22 protein-coding genes are annotated in these 22,746 nt (G+C 63.4%); 6 read left to right on the top strand and 16 right to left on the bottom strand.

Annotated elements, in window-relative coordinates; genetic code table 11:
* Positions 1-8 precede the first annotated feature (8 nt).
* Together tsaE and QQL85_RS05525 are read right to left on the bottom strand one after the other, a co-directional pair.
* Complete coding sequence (tsaE, locus tag QQL85_RS05520; RefSeq protein WP_263298218.1) at positions 9-467, bottom strand: tRNA (adenosine(37)-N6)-threonylcarbamoyltransferase complex ATPase subunit type 1 TsaE; 459 nt, start codon at positions 465-467, stop codon at positions 9-11.
* Between the two features lie 2 nt (positions 468-469).
* Complete coding sequence (locus QQL85_RS05525; RefSeq protein ID WP_284353273.1) at positions 470-1,330, bottom strand: NAD(P)H-hydrate dehydratase; 861 nt, start codon at positions 1,328-1,330, stop codon at positions 470-472.
* A 65-nt stretch (positions 1,331-1,395) separates the two neighbouring features.
* Between QQL85_RS05525 and queG the strand changes: the two genes are divergently transcribed.
* Positions 1,396-2,460, top strand: coding sequence for a tRNA epoxyqueuosine(34) reductase QueG (gene queG / locus QQL85_RS05530; RefSeq protein WP_284353272.1), 1,065 nt, complete (start codon positions 1,396-1,398; stop codon positions 2,458-2,460).
* A gap of 123 nt (positions 2,461-2,583) precedes the next feature.
* Here the strand turns inward: queG and QQL85_RS05535 are convergent, their stop codons facing one another.
* Positions 2,584-3,195: a trimeric intracellular cation channel family protein gene (locus QQL85_RS05535; protein ID WP_003249516.1), complete on the bottom strand. Its 612-nt coding sequence runs from the start codon at positions 3,193-3,195 to the stop codon at positions 2,584-2,586.
* A 91-nt stretch (positions 3,196-3,286) separates the two neighbouring features.
* Positions 3,287-3,829 (bottom strand): oligoribonuclease, encoded by a 543-nt coding sequence (gene orn, locus QQL85_RS05540; RefSeq protein ID WP_043198134.1) that lies wholly within the window; start codon positions 3,827-3,829, stop codon positions 3,287-3,289.
* A gap of 152 nt (positions 3,830-3,981) precedes the next feature.
* Between orn and rsgA the strand changes: the two genes are divergently transcribed.
* Positions 3,982-5,013, top strand: a complete 1,032-nt coding sequence (gene rsgA, locus QQL85_RS05545; RefSeq protein WP_264360956.1) for a small ribosomal subunit biogenesis GTPase RsgA — start codon at positions 3,982-3,984, stop codon at positions 5,011-5,013.
* 46 nt (positions 5,014-5,059) lie between these two features.
* Here rsgA and motB read toward each other — a convergent pair whose 3' ends face one another.
* Both motB and motA read right to left on the bottom strand, forming a co-directional pair.
* Entirely contained in the window at positions 5,060-6,112 is a 1,053-nt protein-coding gene (gene motB, locus QQL85_RS05550) for a flagellar motor protein MotB (protein WP_284353271.1), read from the bottom strand.
* Positions 6,113-6,115: 3 nt separating this feature from the next.
* Positions 6,116-6,967 (bottom strand): flagellar motor stator protein MotA, encoded by an 852-nt coding sequence (motA, locus tag QQL85_RS05555; RefSeq protein ID WP_284353270.1) that lies wholly within the window; start codon positions 6,965-6,967, stop codon positions 6,116-6,118.
* Positions 6,968-7,097: 130 nt separating this feature from the next.
* On the opposite strand from motA, the gene QQL85_RS05560 reads away from it, so the two are divergent.
* Genes QQL85_RS05560 through asd form a run of 3 tightly spaced genes read left to right on the top strand, consistent with a single transcriptional unit; the run spans position 7,098 to position 10,360 of the window.
* Positions 7,098-8,633, top strand: a complete 1,536-nt coding sequence (locus QQL85_RS05560) for an HDOD domain-containing protein (RefSeq protein ID WP_284353269.1) — start codon at positions 7,098-7,100, stop codon at positions 8,631-8,633.
* Between the two features lie 44 nt (positions 8,634-8,677).
* Complete coding sequence (locus tag QQL85_RS05565; RefSeq protein ID WP_284353268.1) at positions 8,678-9,487, top strand: rhodanese-like domain-containing protein; 810 nt, start codon at positions 8,678-8,680, stop codon at positions 9,485-9,487.
* Positions 9,488-9,496: 9 nt separating this feature from the next.
* A complete protein-coding gene (asd, locus tag QQL85_RS05570; RefSeq protein ID WP_284353267.1) occupies positions 9,497-10,360 on the top strand; it encodes an archaetidylserine decarboxylase in 864 nt (287 codons plus the stop codon).
* Positions 10,361-10,435: 75 nt separating this feature from the next.
* Here asd and serB read toward each other — a convergent pair whose 3' ends face one another.
* A complete protein-coding gene (gene serB / locus QQL85_RS05575; RefSeq protein WP_284353266.1) occupies positions 10,436-11,650 on the bottom strand; it encodes a phosphoserine phosphatase SerB in 1,215 nt (404 codons plus the stop codon).
* Positions 11,651-11,783: 133 nt separating this feature from the next.
* Here serB and QQL85_RS05580 point away from each other — a divergent pair, with 133 nt between their 5' ends.
* Complete coding sequence (locus QQL85_RS05580; RefSeq protein WP_284353265.1) at positions 11,784-13,244, top strand: AhpA/YtjB family protein; 1,461 nt, start codon at positions 11,784-11,786, stop codon at positions 13,242-13,244.
* A gap of 177 nt (positions 13,245-13,421) precedes the next feature.
* On the opposite strand, the gene QQL85_RS05585 is transcribed toward QQL85_RS05580, so the two are convergent.
* From QQL85_RS05585 to QQL85_RS05625, 9 genes are all read right to left on the bottom strand, one after another.
* Complete coding sequence (locus tag QQL85_RS05585) at positions 13,422-14,132, bottom strand: PqiC family protein (RefSeq protein WP_119371612.1); 711 nt, start codon at positions 14,130-14,132, stop codon at positions 13,422-13,424.
* 172 nt (positions 14,133-14,304) lie between these two features.
* Entirely contained in the window at positions 14,305-16,563 is a 2,259-nt protein-coding gene (gene parC / locus QQL85_RS05590) for a DNA topoisomerase IV subunit A (protein ID WP_284353264.1), read from the bottom strand.
* A gap of 10 nt (positions 16,564-16,573) precedes the next feature.
* The gene (locus tag QQL85_RS05595; protein WP_284353263.1) at positions 16,574-17,092 is read right to left on the bottom strand and encodes a retropepsin-like aspartic protease family protein; all 519 of its coding nucleotides are present in this window, start codon (positions 17,090-17,092) and stop codon (positions 16,574-16,576) included.
* Positions 17,089-18,075 carry an esterase-like activity of phytase family protein gene (locus QQL85_RS05600; RefSeq protein ID WP_284353262.1) on the bottom strand — a complete coding sequence of 329 codons (987 nt, stop codon included), beginning with the start codon at positions 18,073-18,075 and terminating at the stop codon, positions 17,089-17,091. The genes QQL85_RS05595 and QQL85_RS05600 overlap by 4 nt, the downstream gene beginning before the upstream one ends.
* Entirely contained in the window at positions 18,072-19,976 is a 1,905-nt protein-coding gene (parE, locus tag QQL85_RS05605) for a DNA topoisomerase IV subunit B (RefSeq protein WP_284353261.1), read from the bottom strand. The genes QQL85_RS05600 and parE overlap by 4 nt, the downstream gene beginning before the upstream one ends.
* A 35-nt stretch (positions 19,977-20,011) precedes the next feature.
* The gene (locus QQL85_RS05610) at positions 20,012-20,620 is read right to left on the bottom strand and encodes a YqiA/YcfP family alpha/beta fold hydrolase (protein WP_284353260.1); all 609 of its coding nucleotides are present in this window, start codon (positions 20,618-20,620) and stop codon (positions 20,012-20,014) included.
* Positions 20,621-20,780: 160 nt separating this feature from the next.
* A complete protein-coding gene (cpdA, locus tag QQL85_RS05615) occupies positions 20,781-21,578 on the bottom strand; it encodes a 3',5'-cyclic-AMP phosphodiesterase (RefSeq protein WP_284353259.1) in 798 nt (265 codons plus the stop codon).
* A gap of 1 nt (position 21,579) precedes the next feature.
* Positions 21,580-22,032 carry a DUF1249 domain-containing protein gene (locus QQL85_RS05620; protein WP_016501905.1) on the bottom strand — a complete coding sequence of 151 codons (453 nt, stop codon included), beginning with the start codon at positions 22,030-22,032 and terminating at the stop codon, positions 21,580-21,582.
* The gene (locus QQL85_RS05625; protein WP_284353258.1) at positions 22,023-22,640 is read right to left on the bottom strand and encodes an NUDIX domain-containing protein; all 618 of its coding nucleotides are present in this window, start codon (positions 22,638-22,640) and stop codon (positions 22,023-22,025) included. The genes QQL85_RS05620 and QQL85_RS05625 overlap by 10 nt, the downstream gene beginning before the upstream one ends.
* Positions 22,641-22,746 lie beyond the last annotated feature (106 nt).

Below are 22,746 nucleotides of genomic sequence, written 5' to 3' on the forward strand. Positions count from 1 at the left end.
TACCCCACTTACTGTTTATAGTGTTTGGCCAGTGCCACGCACCAGGCCTCGCCGCGAGCCCCCTGCGGCGAAAGGATCAGCGAGCGTCCGCCCGCTTGGGGGCTTATGGTAATGGTCAGGTCGGGCTTTGGCAAAACGCCCGCACCCTTTTGTGGCCACTCGAACAGGCACAGCGGGTCGCCCTCGAAATAGTCACGAATACCCATGAACTCCAGCTCCTCCGGATCGACCAGGCGATACAGGTCGAAGTGGAATGCTCGGACCTCACCGATTTCGTAGGGTTCGACCACGGTGAAGGTCGGGCTTTTCACTGCACCCGTATGGCCCAAGCCGCGGATCAGCCCACGCGAAAGCGTAGTCTTGCCAGCGCCCAGGTCGCCTTCAAGAAAGATCACGCCGCGACCGCCGGTCACCTCGGCCATTTTTGCACCGAAGTCGACCGTAGCCGCTTCATCGGCCAGAAACAGATTTAAGCCAGACACGCAGAATGCTCCTCCAACAACTCACGAATGACCGGCGCCAGATCACTGGCCGCCAGGCCTCTACCTTTCACACCCAGCCGCTCGCCCGCACAGGCGTGCAACCACACCCCCAGGCCGGCGGCCTGCCAGGCATCCAGCCCCTGGGCCAGCAGTGCTGCCAGCACACCCGTCAGCACATCGCCGAAACCTGCACCGGCCATCGCCGGATGGCCCCGCTCGCACAGCATCACTTGCCCGGCCGGATCGGCCACCAGCGTTCCGGCCCCTTTCAGCACGCAGACGCTGTTATACCGACGTGCCAGCTTGCGCGCAGCACCCGGACGATCGGCCTGCACCGCCTCGGTGGAAATGCCCAGCAACCGCGCCGCCTCCCCCGGGTGCGGGGTAAGGATGCTGCCACTGGGCAGGGCCAACGGGGTACGCGCCAGCAAATTCAGGGCATCGGCGTCCCACACCTGCGGTCGCTCGGCATTGGCCACTGCCGACAGCAGGCTACGGCCCCACGCCGCCTGCCCCAACCCCGGGCCAACCACCAGCACCGCGGCACGCTCCAGCACACCCATCAGCTGATTGGCCGAATGGGCGCCCAGGCACATCACCTCGGGCAACCGCGCCAGGCTGGCCGGGACGTGCTCTGGCCGGGTTGCCACGCTGACCAGCCCGGCGCCGCAACGCAGCGCGGCTTCGGCGCTAAGCAGCACAGCACCGCCGGTGCCAAGGTCGCCCCCCACTACCAGCACATGGCCAAAGTCGCCCTTATGGGCATGCGCATGCCGGGCCGGCAGGTGCGCGACGGTCACGCTGCTGAGCAGTTGCGGGGCATTGCCGGGGTGTTTGGTCTGCGGCATGGGGTCAAAGGCTCCAATGTCTGGCAGAATTATACGCACCTGAACCCGTATTGCCTTGCCCATCCATGTCCGTCTGTACGCCTGACCTCGCCCAACTGGCCCAATCCATCAAGATTTGGGGCCAAGAACTCGGTTTTGCCCACGTTGGCATCGCCGGGGTAGACCTTGGCGAACACGAACACCACCTGCAGCGCTGGCTCGATGCTGGCTACCAGGGCGAGATGGAATACCTGGGCGCGCATGGCAGCAAGCGCTCGCACCCCGATCAACTGATCCCCGGCACGGTGCGCGTTGTATCGCTGCGCATGGACTACCTGTCAGGCGACACGCAGATGGCACAACGCCTCGCACAGCCGGAAAAAGCCTACATCTCGCGCTATGCGCTGGGCCGCGACTACCACAAGCTGGTGCGCAAGCGCGTGCAGTTCCTGGCCGACCGCATCCAGGAGGCTATCGGCCCGTTCGGTTACCGCGCCTTCGTCGACAGCGCCCCGGTGCTGGAAAAGGCCCTGGCCGAACAGGCCGGTCTGGGCTGGATCGGCAAGAACACCCTGCTGCTCAACCGCAAGGCGGGCAGCTACTTCTTCCTCGCCGAGCTGTTTGTCGACCTGCCATTACCGGTGGACGAAGCCACTACCAGCGAGCATTGCGGCCGCTGCCAGGCCTGCCTGGACATTTGCCCGACCCAGGCATTCGTCGGGCCCTATGTGCTGGATGCGCGGCGCTGCATTTCTTACCTGACCATCGAGCTGAGGGGCGCGATCCCTGTCGAGCTGCGCGCGAAGATGGGCAACCGGGTGTTCGGTTGCGACGATTGCCAGATCGTCTGCCCGTGGAACCGCTTTGCCAAGCACAGCCAGGAGCAGGATTTCCAGCCACGGCATGGGCTGGAAAATGCCGAGCTGGCGGAAATGTTCCTGTGGGATGAGAGAACTTTCCTGCGCAAGACCGAGGGTGGGCCGCTGCGGCGGGCGGGGTATGAGCGGTTCTTGCGCAACCTGGCGGTGGGGTTGGGCAATGCGCCCTCCACCATTCCGGTGATCGAGGCACTGAAGGTCCGGCGCGAGGACACGTCGGAGCTGGTGCGCGAGCATGTGGAGTGGGCGCTGGCCCAGCACAGCATTCAGTAACCACATGCCCCCTGTGGGAGCGGGTTCACCCGCGAACACCGGCGGAGCCGGTGCCATACACCGCGTTGCATTCTTCGCGGGTAAACCCGCTCCCACAAAGACTGCATCAGCCTGAAATATCGCCTATTGCTGGTCGTTATAGTGGAACTTGGGCATTTCCCAATGGAAGCGAATAGCCAGCAACCGCACCAGGAACCCGCCAAACAAGGTCAGCAGCATCGCCTGCTCTGCCGGCACCTTGAAATACACGCAACCCAGGTAGAACCACGCCGCCGCAAACGACACACTGGCGTATAGCTCGCGACGGAACACCAGCGGAATGTCGTTACAGAAGATATCCCGCAAGATCCCGCCAAACACCCCTGTGATCACCCCGCTGATCGACGCCACCAGCATGCCCTGGCCCATCTCAAGCGCAGTCATGCAACCAATCAGAGTGAAGGCCACCAGCCCCAGGGCATCGAGCACCAGAAACAGCGAGCGCAGGCGGCGCATCATCGGCGCAATGAAAATGGTCAGCAGCGCAGCAAAGCTGGTGAGCACCAGATACTCCGGGTGCTTCACCCAGGTCAGCGGGTAGTGCCCGAGCAGCACATCACGCACCGAGCCGCCCCCCAGGGCAGTGACGCAAGCGATCAGCACCACGCCGAACCAATCCATGCCGCGGCGGCCGGCAGACAGTGCGCCAGTCATGGCTTCGGCGGTAATTGCGATGAGGTAGAGCATCAACAACATGGTGCGGGTCCGTGCGAGAAAGGCGCGCAGTCTAACCAGTTGCCCGAAGCACCAAAAGGGGGCGCAGATACAATATCTGCGCGCTTTCGGCTCACACCTTGATGAAGTGCTCACGGTAGTGGCGCAGTTCGGCGATCGATTCGCGAATGTCGTCCAGCGCCAGGTGGGTATTGCCCTTCTTGAAGCTGTCACGTACGTCTGGTGCCCAGCGCGCGGCCAGCTCCTTCAGGGTAGAGACATCCAGGTTGCGGTAGTGGAAGTAATTTTCCAGGTTGCGCATGTGGCGGTAAAGGAAGCGGCGGTCTTGGCAGATGCTGTTGCCGCAGATAGGCGATTTGCCTTTCGGCACCCACTGCTCAAGGAAGGCGATGGTCTGCGCCTCGGCTTCGGCCATGCTGACCTTGCTCTCGCGCACACGCTGGGTCAGGCCCGAAGCGCCATGGGTGCGAGTGTTCCACTCATCCATGCGCGCCAGCACTTCGTCACTGTGGTGGATGGCGATCACCGGCCCTTCAGCCAGGGTGTTCAGCTCGCTGTCGGTGACGATGGTGGCCATCTCGATGATGACGTCGCTGTCCGGATCCAGGCCAGTCATTTCCAGGTCGATCCAGATCAGGTTCTGTGGGTTTTGCATGCAGGGGCTCCTCATATAGGCCGTCATAGTAGCCTAGTGGTCAGGACACGCCCATTCACCGCACAAAGGTAAGCGGAAAAGTCCAACGCCTGGCGTGCTAAACTGCCTGCCGTTTTCAATGCCCCACCCCGGGCCTCTCTCACGGTACCTTCATGGCCAAACGCCAGCTCAATCGCCGCCAGAACTGGCGGATCGAAAAAATCCAGGGCGAGCGCGCCGCTCGCGCCGCCAAACGCGAGCAGCATGCACTGCAAGAACTGGAGGGCGGTGACCTGGGGCCGGAGCAACTGGGCCTGGTAATCGCGCACTTTGGTGTGCAGGTAGAAGTTGAAGCCCAGGATGGCGAAGCCGCAGGCCAAGTGTTCCGCTGCCATTTGCGCGCCAACCTTCCGGCACTGGTCACTGGCGACCGCGTCGTGTGGCGTGCGGGTAACCAGGGCATTGGCGTGATCGTCGCGCAGATGCCGCGCAGCACCGAGCTGTGCCGGCCGAACAACCACGGCCAACTGAAGCCCGTGGCAGCCAACGTCGACCTGATCGTGATCGTGTTCGCCCCGGCCCCGGAGCCGCACCCGAACCTGATCGACCGTTACCTGGTAGCCGCCGAGCACGCGGGCCTGCGCCCACTGCTGCTGCTGAACAAGGCCGACCTGATCAACGACGAGAATGGCCCCGGCCTGCATGCGCTGCTGGAGGTTTACCGCGAACTGGGCTACCCGCTGCTGGAAGTATCGGCACACCAGGGTGACGGCATGCAGCGCTTGCAGCAGCTGCTTGACGGCCACATCAGTGTGTTCGTCGGCCAGTCAGGGGTGGGCAAGTCGTCGCTGGTCAACAGCCTGCTGCCGGATGCCGGCACCCGTGTCGGCGACCTGTCGGAATGGTCGGGCCAAGGCACCCACACCACCACCACGGCGCGGCTGTACCACTTCCCTAACGGCGGCGACCTGATCGACTCACCGGGTATTCGTGAGTTCGGCCTGGGCCACGTCAGCCGCGACGATGTGGAAGATGGCTTCATCGAGTTCCGCGACCTGTTCGGCACCTGCCGCTTCCGCGACTGCAAGCATGACCGCGAACCGGGCTGCGCACTGCTCAAGGCGCTGGACGAGGGACGCATCAAGCCGCAGCGGATGAACAGCTATCGCTCGATCATCGCCAGCCTGACGGAAGACAGCTACTGAGCTGAAGGCGCGGCCTAGTGCCGCGCCTGCAAGGACCGAGCAGGATTTACTGCTCTTTGGCCTCGTCCATCTTCAACGTCCCGTCTTCGAAAATGTTCAGCTTCTGGCGCAGCTCACGCGGCTGCAGCGGCGCCTGCTCTGTATTTGTACCCGCCCCCGGAGCAGCAGGCGTAGCCGGCGCCGAAGCCCCTGGCGCAGCACCACTGGCTGGCGGTGCCGCTGGCTCGGCAGCTGGCGCTTGCGGCGCGCCTTGTTCGCCTTCGATGTTGCGCTGGGCCTTCTTGGTCAGCACGATGATGTCGATACGGCGGTTGACCGGGTTGAACGGGTCTTTGCGGTCGAACAGCGACGACGAGGCGTAGCCCACCACACGCGCCACCTGGCCGTCCGGGTAGCCACCAGCCACAAGCGCACGCCGCGCGGCGTTGGCGCGGTTGGCCGACAGCTCCCAGTTACCGAACTCACCGCTGCCAGCATAAGGCTTGGCATCGGTGTGGCCACTGATGCTGACCTTGTTCGGCACCGCCTTGATGGTGTCGGCCATGGCCAACAGGATGTCTTCGAAGTACGGCTGCAGGCGTGCACTGCCGATGTCGAACATCGGCCGGTTTTCGGCATCCATGATCTGGATGCGCAGGCCGTCCTGGGTGATCTCGAACAGGATCTGGTCCTTGAACTTCTGCAGTTGCGGGTTCTCTTCCACTTTGTTCTGCAGTTCTTGCAACAGCAGTTCCAGACGTTCGCGCTCAACCTGCTCGGCCATGGTCTCGACCTGGTCCTTGCTCAGCTGGGTCGTGGTCTCGGGCATCGGCTCGGACTTGACTTCCGGGTTGATGGTTTTTTCCGGCGCCAGTTCAGGCGAACCACCCAAGTCGATGACATAGGGCGTGCCGCTCTCCGAAAAGCCGATCGGGTCCTTGAAGTAGCCGGCAATGGCGATCTTCTGCTCCGGCGTGGCCGTGGACATCAACCACAGCACAAGGAAGAACGCCATCATTGCCGTAGCAAAGTCGGCAAAGGCGATTTTCCAGGCGCCACCGTGGTGGCCGCCGCCAAAGCGCTTGACGCGCTTGACGATGATGGGCTGATTGTTCTCCATGACTCAGCGACCGCGAACCGCTTGTTCCAGCTCGGAGAAGCTTGGGCGGTGCTTGGGGTACAGCACCTTGCGCCCGAACTCGACCGCCAGCGAAGGTGGCATGCCCGAGGCCGAGGCAACCAGCGAAGCCTTGATCGATTCGTAGAGGTTCAGTTCTTCCTTGGCATCGTGCTCCAGGCACTTGGCCAACGGGCCGAAGAAGCCGTACGCCGCCAGAATACCGAAGAAGGTACCGACCAGCGCCGCACCTACGTGCATGCCGATGGCCGCCTGGTCGCCCTCGCCCAGCGAGGCCATGGTCACCACGATACCCAGAACGGCTGCGACGATACCGAAGCCTGGCATGCCGTCGGCGATACCGGTCACCGCATGGGACGGGTGCTCCAGCTCTTCCTTCATGCTCAGTAGCTCCATGTCGAACAGGCCCTCAAGCTCGTGCGGGGCCATGTTGCCAGTGGACATGATGCGCAGGTAGTCACAGACGAACGCGGTCATGCGCTCATCGGCCAGCACCGTCGGGTACTTGGCGAAGATCGGGCTGGCGGCGGCGTCCTCGATGTCGGCTTCGATGGCCATCATGCCTTCGCGACGGCTCTTGTTGAGGATCTCGTACACCAGGCCCAGTACCTCCAGGTAGTAGGCATGGGTGAAGCGCGAGCCGAACATCTTCATCGACTTCTTGATGACGTGCATGGTCATGTAGCCAGGGTTGGCCTGCAGGAATGCACCCAAGGCCGCACCACCAATGATCAGTACTTCGAACGGCTGGATCAGCGCCGCGATCTTGCCGTGGGAGAGCACGTACCCGCCGAGCACGCTCGCGAATACGACGATGATGCCGATAATTTTAGCCATAGGTTCAAAGCACTTGCTGTCGTGGTCAGGGGAAGAGACGGGAGCTTTAAAACTCTTCTTCTACTTATCGGCAGAACTGCGCCAGACTATAGCCACTCAATGCGAAAAGCCAGTTCGGACTGATGTCAAAATGCCAATTGAAACCAAGGTGCCCGCTCAGGCCCCGCGTACGCTAGAGGCCTGGGTAAAGCTGCTCGAGAGCGTTCGCATCCCCGTGCCGAAGCACAGCTACGACCGGGTCATGGCCGCCATTAACGATAGCCGCCGCTCGCTGCGCGATATCGCCGAACTGATGCAGGATAGCCCAGCACTGGTGCTGTCGGTGATGCGCGAAGCCAATCACCCTACCAATGCCAGCCAGGCCGAGCCTGCCGAAAGCCTGGAAGTCGCCCTTAACCGCCTGGGCCTGGAGCGCAGCGAACAACTGCTCAAGCGCCTACCCTCGGTGCCAGTCGAAGATATCCCGCCAGTGCTCAGCCAGTTCCAGCTGATCAGCCAGCACGCCTCGCAGCAGGCCAGCGGCCTGTTCGCCAGCCGCCTGGCACGCCTGTGGCAGGAAATTCACTGGGGCAGCCTGCTGTTCCTGTCGCCACTGTGGCCACTGGCACTGGCCTACCCCAAACTGCTCGACACCTGGGAGTTGCGGGTTATCCACAAGGGCGAGGACGCCGCCCAGGTCGAGGAAGAACTGTTTGGCGTGCGCATCATGGCGCTGTGCCAGACCATGGCGGAGTATTGGCGCCTGCCGCAATGGGTAACCCAGGGTTACCGCCTGCTGCTGGAAGAGCGCGAACAACTGGCTCAAGTGCTGAGTATCGCTCGCGACGAGGACCTGCTCAGCCAGCAACACCGCCTGGATGCCGAGCCCGGCTTGCGCCGTTGGTTCAACCAGCCAGCCAACACCGTGCTGCTGGCCAACAACCTGGCCCTGGCAGCACAGGTTGGCTGGGACAACCCTCACCTGCTGCGCTGGCAGTTGCTGACCGCGCTGTACCTGCAGACCTCGCTGGAAGACGTGCAGCAGCAAGTGCACCAGCAGGCTGCCGCCAGCGCCCGGCGCCATGCCCGGCATGCCTTGTTCCACCCGGCCGAAGCGCTGATCTGGCCATGGCACCAGCGCCGCCCGCACCCGGACATGCTGGCCCCGCCGCCACCCAGCAGCGACGAACTGGCGCGCTGGCGCAAGTTGTGCCAGGACCTTCTGGCCCAACCCAGCCCGTTTACCAACACCGTGCACCTTGCCACCCAGGCCCTCGAGGCACTGTTGGCCTGCGGTATGCAACGCATCATGCTGTTGAGCCTGGACAAGGCCAGCGACTACCTGCGCGTACAGCAGATCGCCGGCCTGCCGAAAGAGGCCGGAGCGCTGGCCCTGCAGGTTTCGCAGAGCAAACTGCTGCAAAAACTGCTGTCCCAAGCCGGGCAGTTGCGCATCACCCCAGAAAACCACACCCAGTTCTCGGCGCTGTTACCCGCGCCCCTGCGTGCGCTGTTCCGCAGCGAGCATGTGCTGCTACGCTCGCTGGCGGTGAACGACCAGGTGCTGATGCTGATGGTGGCCGACCAAGGCTGCCGGCCGCTGGCCGATATCAGCGTGCAAGCCTTTGGCAAGACCGCACAATGCACCGAGCGGGCGCTGTCGGTGTTTGCCAACCGCAAGGGCTGAGCCTTGCGCTACAATCGCCCCTCTTTCCACACTGGAGACCGTGGATGACTGACTTTTCCGGCCTGCCCCTGGTGATCGAAGCTGCGGACCTGCTGCCACGCCTGGGTTCGCCACAGCTGATCCTGGTCGACCTGAGCAGCGCCAACCGCTACGTCAGCGGGCATATCCCCGGCGCGCGCTTTGTCGAAGGCAAGCGTACCCAGCTTGGCCAGCCTCCCGCGCCTGGCCTGCTGCCGGCCCTGGGCGAGCTGGAAAAACTGTTCAGCGAACTCGGCCACCGCGACGACGCCGTCTATGTGGTGTATGACGATGAAGGCGGCGGCTGGGCCGGGCGTTTCATCTGGCTGCTCGATGTGATCGGCCACAAGGGTTATCACTACCTCAATGGCGGCATCCAGGCCTGGCCGGCAGACAAGCTGACCACCGAAGTGCCCGCTGGCGGCAACAGCCAGGTGCATCTGCGTATCGATAACGCGCCCACGGCCACCCGAGAGTACCTGCAAAGCCGACTGGGCGCCGATGACCTGGTCATCTGGGACGCCCGCGGCCCGCAGGAATTCAGCGGCGAGAAGGTATTGGCAGCCAAGGGTGGCCACATCCCCGGTGCGATCAACTTCGAGTGGACCGCTGGCATGGACCTCAACGACCACTTGCGCATTCGCCATGACATCAAACAGGTCCTCGAGCAACTGGGCATCACCCCTGACAAGGAAGTGATCACCCACTGCCAGACCCACCGCCGCTCCGGCTTCACTTATCTGGTGGCCAAGGCCCTCGGCTACCCACGCGTCAAGGCCTACGCCGGCTCGTGGAGCGAATGGGGCAACCACCCGGACACGCCTGTAGAAGTTTAAGGAACCTGCATGAAATCCCGTTTGTTCATCATCAGCCAGTACCTGCTGCCGCACCACCTGCTGTCGCGGCTGGCCGGCTGTATCGCCGAGTGCCGCGCGCGCTGGTTCAAGAACGCCTTCACCGCCTGGTTCGCCAAGCGCTACCAGGTCAACATGTCCGAAGCCCTGGTCGAGGACTTGAGCGCCTACGAGCACTTCAATGCGTTCTTCACGCGTGCCCTGAAGCCAGGTGCCCGCCCGCTGGACGAAACCCCGGGCGCCATCCTGTGCCCGGCCGACGGTGCAGTCAGCCAGCTTGGCCCGATCGAGCACGGCCGCATCTTCCAGGCCAAGGGCCACGGTTTCAGTGCGCAAGAGCTGCTGGGCGGTGATCCGGCCATGGCCGCGCCATTCATGGGCGGCGAGTTCGCCACCATCTACCTGTCGCCCAAGGACTACCACCGCGTGCACATGCCGCTGGCCGGCACCCTGCGCGAAATGGTCTATGTGCCGGGCCGCCTGTTCTCGGTCAACCAGACCACCGCAGAAAACGTTCCCGAGCTGTTTGCCCGCAACGAGCGCGTGGTCTGCCTGTTCGACACCGAACGCGGGCCAATGGCCGTGGTGCTGGTCGGCGCAATGATCGTCGCCTCGATCGAAACCGTATGGGCCGGGCTGGTGACGCCACCCAAGCGGGAGCTGAAAACGTTCCGTTACGACGAAGCCAGCCGCGCGCCGATCCACCTGGAGAAAGGGGCCGAACTGGGCCGCTTCAAGCTGGGCTCGACCGCCATCGTGCTGTTCGGGCCGGAGCAGGTGAAGTGGGCTGAAAACCTGGGCGCTGGTTCCGCAGTGCGCATGGGACAGCTGTTGGCAGAGCGTGCTCAGGCTTGATTCGAGCGGTATGAAAAAGGCCCTGCTCATGCAGGGCCTTTTTATTGGGGCCGCTTCGCAGCCCATGTTTTCAGGTCAGCCGCGGGCGTCGCGGTCGCGCAGGCCCAGCAGGTACAGCACGCCATCCAGCCCCAAGGTGGAAATGGCCTGCTTGGCCGACTGACGCACCAGCGGCTTGGCGCGGAACGCTACGCCCAGGCCGGCCAGCGACAGCATCGGCAAGTCGTTGGCGCCATCCCCCACGGCAATGGTCTGTTCCAGTTGCAAACCTTCCTCACTGGCCAGCTTTTGCAGCAGCTCGGCTTTGCGCTGAGCATCGACGATCGGCTCGACAGCCACGCCGGTCACCTTGCCATCGACCACTTCCAGCTCGTTGGCAAACACATAGTCGATGCCCAGGCGCGCCTGCACCTGGCGGGCAAAGTAGGTAAAGCCACCCGACAGGATCGCGGTCTTGTAGCCCAGGCGCTTGAGCTCGGCGAACAGGTTTTCGGCGCCTTCGGTCAGGCGCAGCGAGGCACCGATCTCGTCCAGCACGCCCACATCCAGGCCCTTGAGCAGCGCCATCCGCTCCTTGAAGCTGGCGCGGAAGTCCAGCTCGCCACGCATCGCGCGCTCGGTGATGGCCGCCACCTGCTCACCCACACCGGCCGCCTTGGCCAGTTCGTCGATGACTTCGGCTTCGATCAGCGTGGAGTCCATGTCGAACACCGCCAGGCGGCGATTGCGACGGAACAGGTCATCCGTCTGGAAGGCGATGTCGATGCTCAGCGCTTCAGCCAAAGCGAAGAAGTCAGCACGCAGGGCCTGGGCATCGCTCGGCACGCCGCGTACGGAAATCTCGATGGCCGCCTTGCCCTTGTCGGTTTCGGCATCCAGCGCTACCCGGGCCGACAGGCGCTCGATGCGCTCGATGGTCAGGCCGTACTGGCTGATCACCGCACTCACACGCTGCAATTGCTCAGGGGTGATCTTGCGGCTGAGCAGGGTCACGATATGGCGCGCTTCACCCTGGCCGTCAGCCCATTGCTGGTAGTCCGCCTCGGAAATCGGCGTGTAGCGGGCCTGCAAGTTCAACTCGTGAGCCTTGGCCTGCACACTTTGCAGCAGCGCGGTAGCCACTTCGTTGTCCGGGATGTCGACCAGAATACCGAACGACAAGGTGCCGTGCATGACCGCCAGGCCGATGTCGAGGATGTTCACACCGCCCTGCAGCAGGACGCCGGTGATAGCCGCAGTGAGACCGGGACGGTCCTCACCGGTGATGTTGATCAGGACGATTTCGCGCACTACCTGCTCCGACTTCGATGAAAAATGCGCATTCTACCGATTTTCCATGACCATCGGGCACCGACGATACTTTGCCGACAAAACCCGGCTCGCTATACTCCCCCCACTTTCATGCCATTAAGAGCCGAGCTCAGTGAACCGGCCCACGCCCGTCAAAGCAGACAACTTCTTCCTGATGATCTATCGCGCCCTGAGTCAACGTCGTGTGCCACTGGCATTGCGCATCGCCTTCACCAACATCTTCCTGGTGGCGCTGGCGCTGGTGATCTATGCCTGCGTGATGGGGCTGCAGTTCAAGCAGGCCATGCACGAGCAGGCCGATGCACTGGGCCAGAGCCTGACCACCCAGACGGCCACGTCCGCCACCGAGCTGCTGGTGTCAAACGACATTCTCAGCCTCAACGTGCTGCTGGGTAACCTGGTGAAAAACCCGCTGGTGGCCCATGCGGCGATCTACAGCGTGGACAATCGCATCCTCGCCGAAGCCGGCCAGCGCCCGCGCAACAGCCTGCTGGGCGAGGCCGAGGGGCTGTACCAGACCAAGATCACCTTCCAGGACGTCACTGCCGGGCAACTGCGCATTAGCCTGGACATGAGCCAATTCCAGCAGCCGATGCTGATCAGCCTGCAGAGCATGGGTATCCTGGCCGCTATCCTGCTGGTGCTCGCCCTGACCCTGAGCCTGCGCCAAGGCCGCTTCATCACCCTGCCGCTGCTGCAGTTGCGGGTGTGGCTGCGCGACCCGCAACCCTACACCCCGGCCACCGACCGTCAGGACGAGATTGGCGACATCGCCCGCCAGTTGCATGCGCGCCTGGCCCCGCCGCCACCGCCAGAGCCCGAACTGGAGGAAGAGGACGAGGAGCACTACGACGACCTGCACGACGCAGCACCGGCCCCCAAGGCCGCGCCTCGCGCCAAGGTTGCCGCCCTGGAGGACGAGGATGACGACGATGCCTTCGCCGGCCTGCTGGACGACGACAGTGCGCCCAAAGCCGCCGCAGTGATCGCGTCTGATGAGCCGCAGTACAGCGCCGTGCTGGCCGTGCAGCTGGGCTCGCAGGAGCAATTGCGCCGCTTGCCACGCACACGCCTCACCGAGCTGACCGAACGCTACCGCGATTGCCTGGAGCACGCGGCTTCGCTCTACGACGGTGAAACCCACACGCTGAACGATGGCAGCACCCTGGTGCTGTTCCACAGCCGCGAGTGCGGCGAAGACTACCTGACCAACGCCATCTGCTGCGGCGAGCTGTTACGCGCCCTGGGCCACGCCCTGCAAATTGAAGTGGCCGACAGCGGCATCACCCTGCAACTGCAACTGGGCCTGGCCCTGGGCAACGACCTGCAAGGGCTGGAGATGGTGGACCTGCTGATGGCCGAAAAGGCTCAGGACGCCTTGGCGCTGTCGCAGCACAGCCGCAACCTGTTGCTGGTGGAACGGCAGATCAGCGATGACGCGCTGATTCGCCAGCGTGCGCGTATTCGCCCGATTGCCAGCCCTGAGGGTGCCTGCTGCGTGGAGCGCTTGATGGAGCCTTACCCGTCGATGCTGGAGCGGCAGTTGGCGCGGATGCACGAGCGCAGGGCCTGATACCGAGGTGGCTTCTTCGCGGGTAAACCCGCTCCCACAGGTTCAGCGCAGCCTTCAAGGGCGGTGATATCCCTGTGGGAGCGGGTTCACCCGCGAAGAGGCCAGCACTGGTAGCGAAAAACAGCAGACACGAAAAAGCCCGCAAATATGCGGGCTTTTTTGTGGCTGGCGGCTTGATCAGAACCGATAAACCTCCATATCGGTACGAATCGGCGAAGCCATCGGAATCTTGGATTTCTCCGGCGCCTTCTTCACTTGCACCGGCGCAGCGGGCTTTTTAGGCGACTCTTCGGCAATTGCCGGCTGATTGGCCAATGGCTTCACCGCAGTGCTCAGCTGTTCGGCCAGCTTCTGCAGCAGTTGGCCCTGGGCCTGCACCTGCGACGACTCACTACCTTCGTGCGGCTGCTCGAGGTGAACGATGCGGTTGTCACGCACATGGCCACGACGATCCAGCAGACGCCATTGGGCATCGAGAATGGCCGGCTGGTCCTTGCCCGAGTCCAGGCGGGTGATCGACAACAGCACTTGTACATCCGGGCTGAAACCAGCGGTTGCAGGGGCCAACACCACGCGCTGACTATCCAGGCGCCAGGCAAGCTGACGGACCAGCAGCTGGTCGATATCCGACGAAAGGCTGCCCGCCCAGCGACCGTCGGTCGCCGCACTCAGGCTGCCATCGGCCTGACGCTGCAGGAACGTCTCGCGCTGCAGGTAATCGGCCACCGATACCGGGCCGAGTACCACGGCCATGCCTGCACTCTGCGAAGGCTGGCCAGGATCACCACTGTCGAGCTGGTACAGGGCAACCGGCTGGTGCATGGTGCACCCGCCAAGGCCCAGCAGGCCAGTCATCAACAGCGCAAAGGGAAGGCGCAGAAATTTCATCATCCCATCCAGGCGGTCGCCTACAGGCATACCGCAGTGATACATATAGATTCAAACGGGCACACGACTACGTCGGCACCGCGAGGGCCATATCATCCGCGAAATAACCGTCCGACTCCAGCGTTTCTGCCCGGAACGGCGCTGAAATTGCCGTTCCAGACATTTCTACCCGTTAAGCCGGCACTTCCACCTGCAACCCATCGACGCGCTGGAAGCCGCGCGGCAGCTTGCTGCCCCGCCGACCGCGCTCGCCCTTGTAATGCTCCAGGTCGTCCGCTTTCAGAGATAGGGTACGCTTGCCGGCTTGCAATACAAGGGTTGCGCCTTCAGGAATCACGGCCAGATCGGTGACAAATTCTTCACGGCTTGCCACCCGATCGCCCGGCACGCCAATGATCTTGTTGCCCTTGCCTTTACCCAGCTGTGGCAAGTCGCTGACCTTGAATACCAGCAAGCGGCCTTCGGTGGTTACCGCCGCCAACCAGTCCTGTTCGCGGTCGGCCACCTGGCGCGGGATCATCACCTTGGCCCCGTTGGGCAGGCTGAGCAGGCCCTTGCCGGCCTTGTTCTTGGCCTGCAGGTCTTCACCCTTGACCACAAAGCCGTAGCCGGCATCCGAAGCCACCACATAAAGCGCATCGTCATCAGGCAACAGCACGCACTCGAAGGTGGCCCCTGGTGGCGGCGTCAGGCGGCCGGTCAGCGGCTCACCCTGACCACGTGCCGATGGCAAGCTGTGGGCGGCCAGCGAGTAGCTGCGCCCGGTGGAATCGATCAGCACGGCAAACTGGTTGGAACGCCCGGCCGCAGCAGCCTTGAAACCGTCGCCGGCCTTATAGGAAAGGCCAGTGGCGTCGATATCGTGGCCTTTGGCACAACGCACCCAGCCCTTCTCCGACAGCACCACGGTAACCGGCTCGGTCGGCATGAGGTCGTTTTCCGACAGCGCCTTGGCTTCGGCGCGCTCGACGATCGGCGAGCGACGGTCGTCGCCGTAGGTTTCGGCATCCTTGATCAGTTCGCTGCGCACCAGCTTGCGCAGTTTGGCTTCGCTACCCAGCAAGGCCTGCAGCTTGGCTTGCTCCTTCAGCAACTCATCCTGCTCGCCGCGGATCTTCATCTCTTCAAGGCGTGCCAGTTGCCGCAGGCGGGTCTCGAGGATGTAGTCGGCCTGAATCTCGGTCAGCTCGAAACGCTGGATCAGCGCCTGCTTGGGGTGCTCCTCGGTACGGATGATATGGATCACTTCATCCAGATTGAGGAACGCGGTGAGCAAACCGTCCAACAGGTGCAGACGCTTTTCGACCTTGTCCAGGCGGTGCTGCAGGCGGCGACGAACGGTATTGGTACGGAACTCCAGCCACTCCACCAGGATCGCCCGCAGGTTCTTCAACTGCGGCCGGCCGTCGAGGCCGATGATGTTCACGTTGACCCGGTAGCTGCTTTCCAGGTCGGTGGTGGCGAACAGGTGCTGCATCAGCTCGTCGGCATCCACGCGGTTGGAACGCGGGATGATGACGATGCGGCACGGGTTTTCGTGGTCCGACTCGTCACGCAGGTCGGCGACCATCGGCAGCTTCTTGGCCTGCATCTGGGCCGCTATCTGCTCCAGCACCTTGGCCCCGGAGACCTGATGCGGCAGCGCGGTGACGACGATATCGCCATCTTCGACGCGATACACGGCACGCATGCGGATCGAGCCACGGCCGCTCTCGTACATTTTGAGGATTTCCGCCCGAGGCGTGACGATCTCGGCCTCAGTCGGGTAGTCCGGCCCCTGGATGTGCTCGCACAGCTGCTCGATGGTGGCCTTTGGCTCGTCGAGCAGGCGCACACAGGCGCTGGCCACTTCACGCAAGTTGTGCGGCGGTACGTCGGTGGCCATGCCCACGGCGATACCGGTGGTGCCGTTGAGCAGGATATTGGGCAGGCGCGCGGGCAGCACGGCCGGCTCCTGCAGGGTGCCGTCGAAATTCGGCACCCAGTCGACGGTGCCCTGGCCGACTTCGCTCAGCAGCACTTCGGCGTAGCGCGACAAGCGCGCCTCGGTGTAACGCATGGCGGCGAACGACTTCGGATCGTCCGGCGCACCCCAGTTGCCCTGACCATCGACCAAGGTGTAGCGGTAGCTGAACGGTTGCGCCATCAGCACCATGGCCTCGTAGCAGGCCGAGTCACCATGGGGGTGGAATTTACCAAGCACGTCACCGACGGTACGGGCCGACTTCTTGTGCTTGGAATCGGCATCGAGCCCCAACTCGCTCATGGCGTAGACGATGCGTCGTTGCACCGGCTTCAGGCCGTCGCCGATGTGCGGCAAGGCGCGGTCCATGATCACGTACATGGAGTAGTTGAGGTAGGCCTGTTCGGTGAAGTCAGCCAGCGAGCGGCGTTCTACGCCGTCCAGGCTGAGTTCCAGTGAGTCGCTCATGCGGGCCTCGTCATTTCAGGTTCTGGCGCAGCAGCATGGTGCCGCCGCGCTGGGTGAATTCAAGTTGTTTCAGGGCACTCATGCCCAGCAATACGGTTTGCCCGTCCAGGCCCGGCACCACGGTGGCGCGCACATCCTGCAGACTGATATCACCCAGTCGCAGGCTGGCCAGGCGTGTGCGGTAGCCTTCGGTGCGGCCGTTGGCGGTGCTGAGCAGCACCGAGCTGCCACGCTCAAGGTTCAGGTCACGGGCCAACGCCTCGGGGATAGCCACGTCGGTGGCACCGGTGTCGAGCATGAAATGCACCACTTGGCCATTGATGGCACCATCCACCACGAAGTGGCCTTGGCCGTTACTCAACAAGCGCACTTCGATAAAGCCTTCGCCATGCTCGGACCGCACCTGGGTATTGGGATTGCGCTGGCTGTCTTCCCATTGGCCGAAAAAACGCGTGGCAAGGAACAACGCCGCCGCCCAGGCGACAATCATCAGCACCCTGCCCGCGCGCTTGCCCGGCGCCTGGCTCATGGCTTGGCGCTCCAACCGCCTTCCGGCGCATCGAAGCGCCAGACAATCGGGCGGGTCTCGCCATCGGCACGGGCGCCGTTGTTGTTGTCCAGGCCAATCCAGGCGCCCTTGGCATCGATCACCAGCGCCTCGGCCAAGCCGAACGGTTGCGCATAACGGCGCGACTCCACCAGCGCGTCGGCCGCGAACGACCAGCAGCGCTCAACCTTGCCGCTGTCGGTATCACGCCGGCACACCCGATAGGCATTGCGTTCGAGGGTGAACAGTTTGCCCTCGTACCAGGCCAGGTCGGCGAAGTCGCGCGACAGTGCCCGGGCATCGGGCATTTGCGGCGGCTGCATCTCGACCCCGGCCTCGCTCAGCAGCACGCAGCTACGCCCGCAGGTCCACACCGATTGCTGGCGCTCGATGGCCACCAGGCCACGTCGCTCGCGCTCGGCGGCCAGCCACAGGCGGTCGCCCGCCGGGTTGATCGCGAGGCCTTCGAACAAGGCATTGAAGTTCAGCAGCATGCCGCTGGCCCGTGCCTGGCGGACCATGGCCGGGTCGATCTTCAACCAGTCCGGTTCGCCCTCCACCGGCAACTGCAACACGGCGGCATGGGCTTCGCTGGCCAGGTACAGGTTACCCGCCTGGTCACAGGTGATGCCTTCGAAATCCAGTTCGCCACCGCGAATGTACGACGCCGCCCAATTGCGCGACTTCAGCCCCCACGGCAGGCCGCTTTCCGGCGGCGATGGCGGGGTAAAGGTCAGCGGTTGCGCGCGCCAGGTCGGGTTTTGCTGATCGAAACGGTAGATGCGGTCGTCGTCGCGGTCAGACACACCCCACAGCCCGCCTCGGCATTCCACCAGGCCAGACAGGTTGCCACCGCGCATGCCGTCGATCGGGTGCTCGGCACTGAGCTTCAGCTCCGGCCAGTTACCCGCCAGGGCAGGCAAGGCAACCAGCGCAAGGCAAACGGCAAGAAGCTGCCGAATCAAACCATGACCTCGGCCAGGTTACCCTTGGTTTCCAGCCAGCTCTTGCGATCGCCCGCGCGCTTCTTGGCCAGCAACTTGTCCATCAGCTCGCAGGTGGCCTCGACGTCGTCCAGGGTCAACTGCACCAGGCGCCGGGTGTTCGGGTCCATGGTGGTTTCGCGCAGTTGTGGCGGGTTCATCTCGCCCAGACCTTTGAAGCGGGTGACCTGCGGCTTGCCACGTTTCTTCTCGGCCACCAGCCGGTCAAGAATGCCATCACGCTCGGCTTCGTCGAGGGCATAGTAGATTTCCTTGCCCAGGTCGATGCGATACAGCGGTGGCATGGCCACATACACATGCCCAGCCTCGACCAGTGCCCGGAAGTGCTGGACGAAGAGTGCGCACAGCAGCGTGGCGATGTGCAAGCCGTCGGAGTCGGCATCGGCGAGGATGCAGATCTTGCCGTAACGCAGCTGCGCAAGGTCGGTGGCCCCTGGGTCGACGCCAATGGCCACGGCGATGTTATGCACTTCCTGGCTGGCCAGGACTTCACCACCGTCCACTTCCCAGGTGTTGAGGATCTTGCCGCGCAGCGGCAGGATGGCCTGGAATTCCTTGTCTCGCGCCTGCTTGGCCGAACCACCTGCCGAGTCACCCTCGACCAGGAACAGCTCTGCACGCATCGGGTCCTGGCCAGCGCAGTCGGCTAGCTTGCCGGGCAATGCCGGGCCTTGGGTGATGCGCTTGCGCTCGACCTTCTTGCTGGCCTTCAGGCGGCGCCCGGCGTTGCTGATGGCCAGCTCAGCCAACTGCATGCCCAGTTCGGGGTGGGCGTTCAGCCACAGGCTGAAGGCATCCTTGACCACGCCGGAGACGAAGGCAGCCGCCTCGCGCGACGACAGGCGCTCTTTGGTCTGCCCGGAGAACTGCGGCTCCTGCATTTTCATCGACAGCACAAAAGAGATGCGCTCCCAGATGTCCTCTGGCGCCAGCTTCACGCCTCGCGGCAGCAAATTGCGGAACTCGCAGAACTCACGCATGGCATCCAGCAGTCCCTGGCGCAGGCCGTTGACATGGGTACCGCCCTGCGCAGTCGGGATCAGGTTGACGTAGCTTTCCTGGATGCTGTCGCCGCCTTCCGGCAACCACAGCAACGCCCAGTCTGCGGCCTCCTTGTTGCCAGCCAGGCTGCCGCAGAACGGCTCGTCAGGCAGGCGCTGGAACTCGCTGACCGAGTCGACCAAGTAGGAGCGCAGGCCATCCTCGTAGTGCCATTCGACCTTTTCGCCGCTGGCCTTGTCCTCGAAGCTGACCAGCAGACCCGGGCACAGTACGGCCTTGGCCTTGAGCACATGCTTGAGGCGGCTGATGGAGAACTTGGGCGAGTCGAAGTACTTCGGGTCAGGGCTGAAGTAGACGCTGGTGCCAGTGTTACGCTTGCCAACCGAGCCGATCACTTCCAGCTCGCTGGCCTTGAAGCCATCGGCGAAGGTCATCTGGTATTCGTTGCCGTCACGCTTGACGCGCACGCGCACCTGGGTCGACAGGGCGTTGACCACCGAGATACCCACACCGTGCAAACCGCCAGAGAACTGGTAGTTCTTGTTGGAGAACTTCCCGCCGGCATGCAGCTTGGTCAGGATCAGCTCGACCCCGGACACGCCCTCTTCCGGGTGGATGTCCACCGGCATGCCACGGCCATCGTCGCTGACTTCCAGCGAGTGGTCGGCGTGCAGGATGACCTGCACCGAACGGGCGTGGCCGGCCAGGGCTTCGTCGACACTGTTGTCGATGACTTCCTGGGCCAGGTGGTTGGGGCGGCTGGTATCGGTGTACATGCCCGGCCGCTTGCGAACCGGGTCAAGGCCCGAGAGGACTTCGATGGCGTCTGCGTTATAGGCGCTAGCGCTGGGATTGGCCATAGGGTCTCTTCGTCAGTCTGGTGAATGCAAAAAAGTCAAAATACAGAAAAGTCGAGCGCCGCATACTGCCCACGGGCAACGCCGGCGAAGGCCAGCAGTGCCGGCAGGCGCTGGGCGAAGCCCTGAAAACTGTGGTCGCCACCGGCCTGGATGCGCAGGGCGCATGCACGGTAATAGTGCTCGGCGTGGCGATAATCCAGGGTTTCATCAGCGGTCTGCAGCCACACTTGATAGCGGCTGGCATCGACCGGGGCCGGTACTTCCAGCTCGGCCAGGGCCTGCACATGATCGTGGGTCAGCTCCCAGGTTTCACCACTGTAATGATTGCGCTGGGTGCCCAGGTAACCGTCGAAATGCTTGTGCGGGGTTACCGCCGGGTTGACCAGCAAGGCTTTCAGGCCATGGCGCTCGGCCAGATGGGTGGCATAGTAGCCGCCGAGCGAGCTGCCCACCAGTAATGGCGCACCGAGCGCTGTAATGGCCGCTTCGAGCTGGGCGATGGCCTGGCGTGGGTGGTGGTGCAAGGCGGGCACTCGGAGCTGGGCCGACAAGCCCAGTTGCTGCATCACGGCTTCGAGCTGGCGCGCCTTGGTGGAAAGCGGCGAGCTGTTGAAGCCATGGATATAGAGGATGGAACCCGACATGCTGCCCCCGGAATCTGCGGCTTCGCGCCTGATGATGCGGGCGCAGGGACGCGCAGTGTAGCGCGTTCGCCGGGTTTTGACGCAGTACAACGGGCATCGCAATAATTTCTTCAAATTGCCAGTATCAGCTCCCACAGGGATGGAGCAGCCCTGAATACCTCTAATAACCTGGGCTATCGAAGTCGAGTTTCACCTCAAAGTCCGTGGCCCGCTCCACCCCAGTCTCCAGCCGCCCGTCGGCATGCAGGCGCAACCAGCGGTACCCCGGCTGCTCTTCGCTCACCTGGAACTGCTCGCTGCGCGCCGCGAACTGAATGCAGGTCGACGGCGTAGCCAGCAGGCGCCGGCCATCGCGCAGTTCATCCCACTCCTGATGCACATGCCCCCACAGCAACGCCCGCACCTGCGGATAACCTTCGACGATATCGAACAGGGCTTGGGCATTACGCAAGCCGATCGGCGCGATCCAGGCGCAACCGATGTCCACCGGCTGATGATGGAAACACACCAGGCAATGCCGCTCGCCCGCCCCTTTCAAGGCAGCCTCCAGCACGGCCAACTGATCATCCTCCAGCAGACCGTGTGTCGCGCCATGCACCGCGGTGTTGAGCATGACGATACGCCAGGCGCCAACATCGGTGACCGCCTGCACCAACTCCGGGGCCACTTCGGCCATGACCCGGGCCTCGTCATGGTTGCCCGGCAACCAGCGGGTGGGCACACCAAACGGTGCCGTCAGTTCACGAAATGCTTCGTAAGAGGCAACGCTGGCATCCTGGGACAAATCGCCCGTGCACAGCAGCACGTCGACAAGCGGTTGCTCCCGCTGAACCTGGGCCACCACATGGCGCAGGCTGTCACGGGTTTTGAGGCCCAGCATGCTGCCATCCGGGTCGGCAAAAAGATGGGCGTCGGTCAGTTGCACCACATGCACAGGGCGCGTCAGATCTGGACGCATGTCAGCGGACACTTGCCAGTTCGTGGCCACAGGCCAGGCAGTGACTCAGCCACTCACCGAGGAACAGGTTGAGCTGGGCCTTTTCGTCGGGCTGGTGCATGGCCTCGTTCGGGTACGGGTAGATGCTGCGCAGGCGCCGGGTGTGCTCGGCGCTGACCACTTCAGCCATGCGCGCATCGTGGTACACCTGCACTTCCAGGTGCGGCACCGGCAGCCACGGCAGGCTGTGCTCCTGGCGTACATGCAGGGTGGTGGTGTACGGGCAGGCCAGCACCACGTCGAGCACCAGCACGCCGAGCATCTGGTCGCCCTGGGTCATGCCGATGCGGCGCGAGCTCTGGGTGGTGCGCATGTCGGGCAACAGGCGCATCAGCCGAGCGTAGTTGGCCTCGCAGGCAGCTTGCAGCCCGACCAGGTCGACTCGATAGCGCTCGCGCAGCAGGTTCACTTCCACATACCTCGTACTTCGTCACGGTTCAGCGCCAGCCATTGCAGGCCAATGATGGTCGCCGCGTTGCAGATGCGCCCGTCGCGCACCGCCTGCAAGGCATCCTCGAACGACCACACGCGCACGCGGATGTCTTCGCCCTCTTCTTCCAGGCCATGCAGCCCCCCGGCGCCCTCGCTGCTGCAACGGCCAAGGAACAGGTGAACGTATTCGTCACTGCCGCCGGGCGACGGGAAGTAGCGGGTCATCGGCCACAGGGCGCTGAACGCAAGGCCGGCTTCTTCCTCGGCTTCGCGGTGGGCGACTTCCTCGGGTTGCTCATCCTTGTCGATCAGCCCGGCAACCATCTCGATCAGCCAAGGGTTGGCGACCTTGTCCAGTGCGCCGACGCGGAACTGCTCGATCAGCACCACTTCATCGCGCAACGGGTCGTAAGGCAGCACACACACCGCATCATGGCGCACAAACAATTCGCGGCTGATCTCGCGGCCCATGCCCCCGGCAAACAGCTCGTGGCGCAGGTGCACCTTGTCGAGCTTGTAGAAGCCCTGGAAGCAGTTGGCCCGCGTGACGATCTCGACCGCCTTGGGCACCGAATTCAACGTGTCTGACATGGAAATCCTCGTTACCTCAATTACCGCATCGCGCCATCCTACTCTGCACGCTTTCGCGTTTCACCCCTTTCCGGCAACCGTTCGCACACTCGGGACAGCGCGTCTT

It is taken from the genome of Pseudomonas putida, assembly GCF_030159595.1.
Taxonomy (GTDB): domain Bacteria; phylum Pseudomonadota; class Gammaproteobacteria; order Pseudomonadales; family Pseudomonadaceae; genus Aquipseudomonas; species Aquipseudomonas putida_AC.

Excerpts from the sequence above, each read along its gene's own strand:
- parE (WP_284353261.1), bottom strand. The coding sequence starts at position 19,976 with ATGGCCAATCCCAGCGCTAGCGCCTATAACGCAGACGCCATCGAAGTC.
- QQL85_RS05535 (WP_003249516.1), bottom strand. The coding sequence starts at position 3,195 with ATGTTGTTGATGCTCTACCTCATCGCAATTACCGCCGAAGCCATGACT.
- QQL85_RS05625 (WP_284353258.1), bottom strand. The coding sequence starts at position 22,640 with ATGTCAGACACGTTGAATTCGGTGCCCAAGGCGGTCGAGATCGTCACG.
- motA (WP_284353270.1), bottom strand. The coding sequence starts at position 6,967 with ATGGCTAAAATTATCGGCATCATCGTCGTATTCGCGAGCGTGCTCGGC.
- parC (WP_284353264.1), bottom strand. The coding sequence starts at position 16,563 with ATGAGCGACTCACTGGAACTCAGCCTGGACGGCGTAGAACGCCGCTCG.
- QQL85_RS05525 (WP_284353273.1), bottom strand. The coding sequence starts at position 1,330 with ATGCCGCAGACCAAACACCCCGGCAATGCCCCGCAACTGCTCAGCAGC.
- asd (WP_284353267.1), top strand. The coding sequence starts at position 9,497 with ATGAAATCCCGTTTGTTCATCATCAGCCAGTACCTGCTGCCGCACCAC.
- QQL85_RS05610 (WP_284353260.1), bottom strand. The coding sequence starts at position 20,620 with ATGTCGGGTTCCATCCTCTATATCCATGGCTTCAACAGCTCGCCGCTT.
- orn (WP_043198134.1), bottom strand. The coding sequence starts at position 3,829 with ATGCAAAACCCACAGAACCTGATCTGGATCGACCTGGAAATGACTGGC.
- motB (WP_284353271.1), bottom strand. The coding sequence starts at position 6,112 with ATGGAGAACAATCAGCCCATCATCGTCAAGCGCGTCAAGCGCTTTGGC.
- QQL85_RS05560 (WP_284353269.1), top strand. The coding sequence starts at position 7,098 with ATGCCAATTGAAACCAAGGTGCCCGCTCAGGCCCCGCGTACGCTAGAG.
- QQL85_RS05565 (WP_284353268.1), top strand. The coding sequence starts at position 8,678 with ATGACTGACTTTTCCGGCCTGCCCCTGGTGATCGAAGCTGCGGACCTG.
- rsgA (WP_264360956.1), top strand. The coding sequence starts at position 3,982 with ATGGCCAAACGCCAGCTCAATCGCCGCCAGAACTGGCGGATCGAAAAA.
- cpdA (WP_284353259.1), bottom strand. The coding sequence starts at position 21,578 with ATGCGTCCAGATCTGACGCGCCCTGTGCATGTGGTGCAACTGACCGAC.
- QQL85_RS05595 (WP_284353263.1), bottom strand. The coding sequence starts at position 17,092 with ATGAGCCAGGCGCCGGGCAAGCGCGCGGGCAGGGTGCTGATGATTGTC.
- QQL85_RS05585 (WP_119371612.1), bottom strand. The coding sequence starts at position 14,132 with ATGAAATTTCTGCGCCTTCCCTTTGCGCTGTTGATGACTGGCCTGCTG.
- queG (WP_284353272.1), top strand. The coding sequence starts at position 1,396 with ATGTCCGTCTGTACGCCTGACCTCGCCCAACTGGCCCAATCCATCAAG.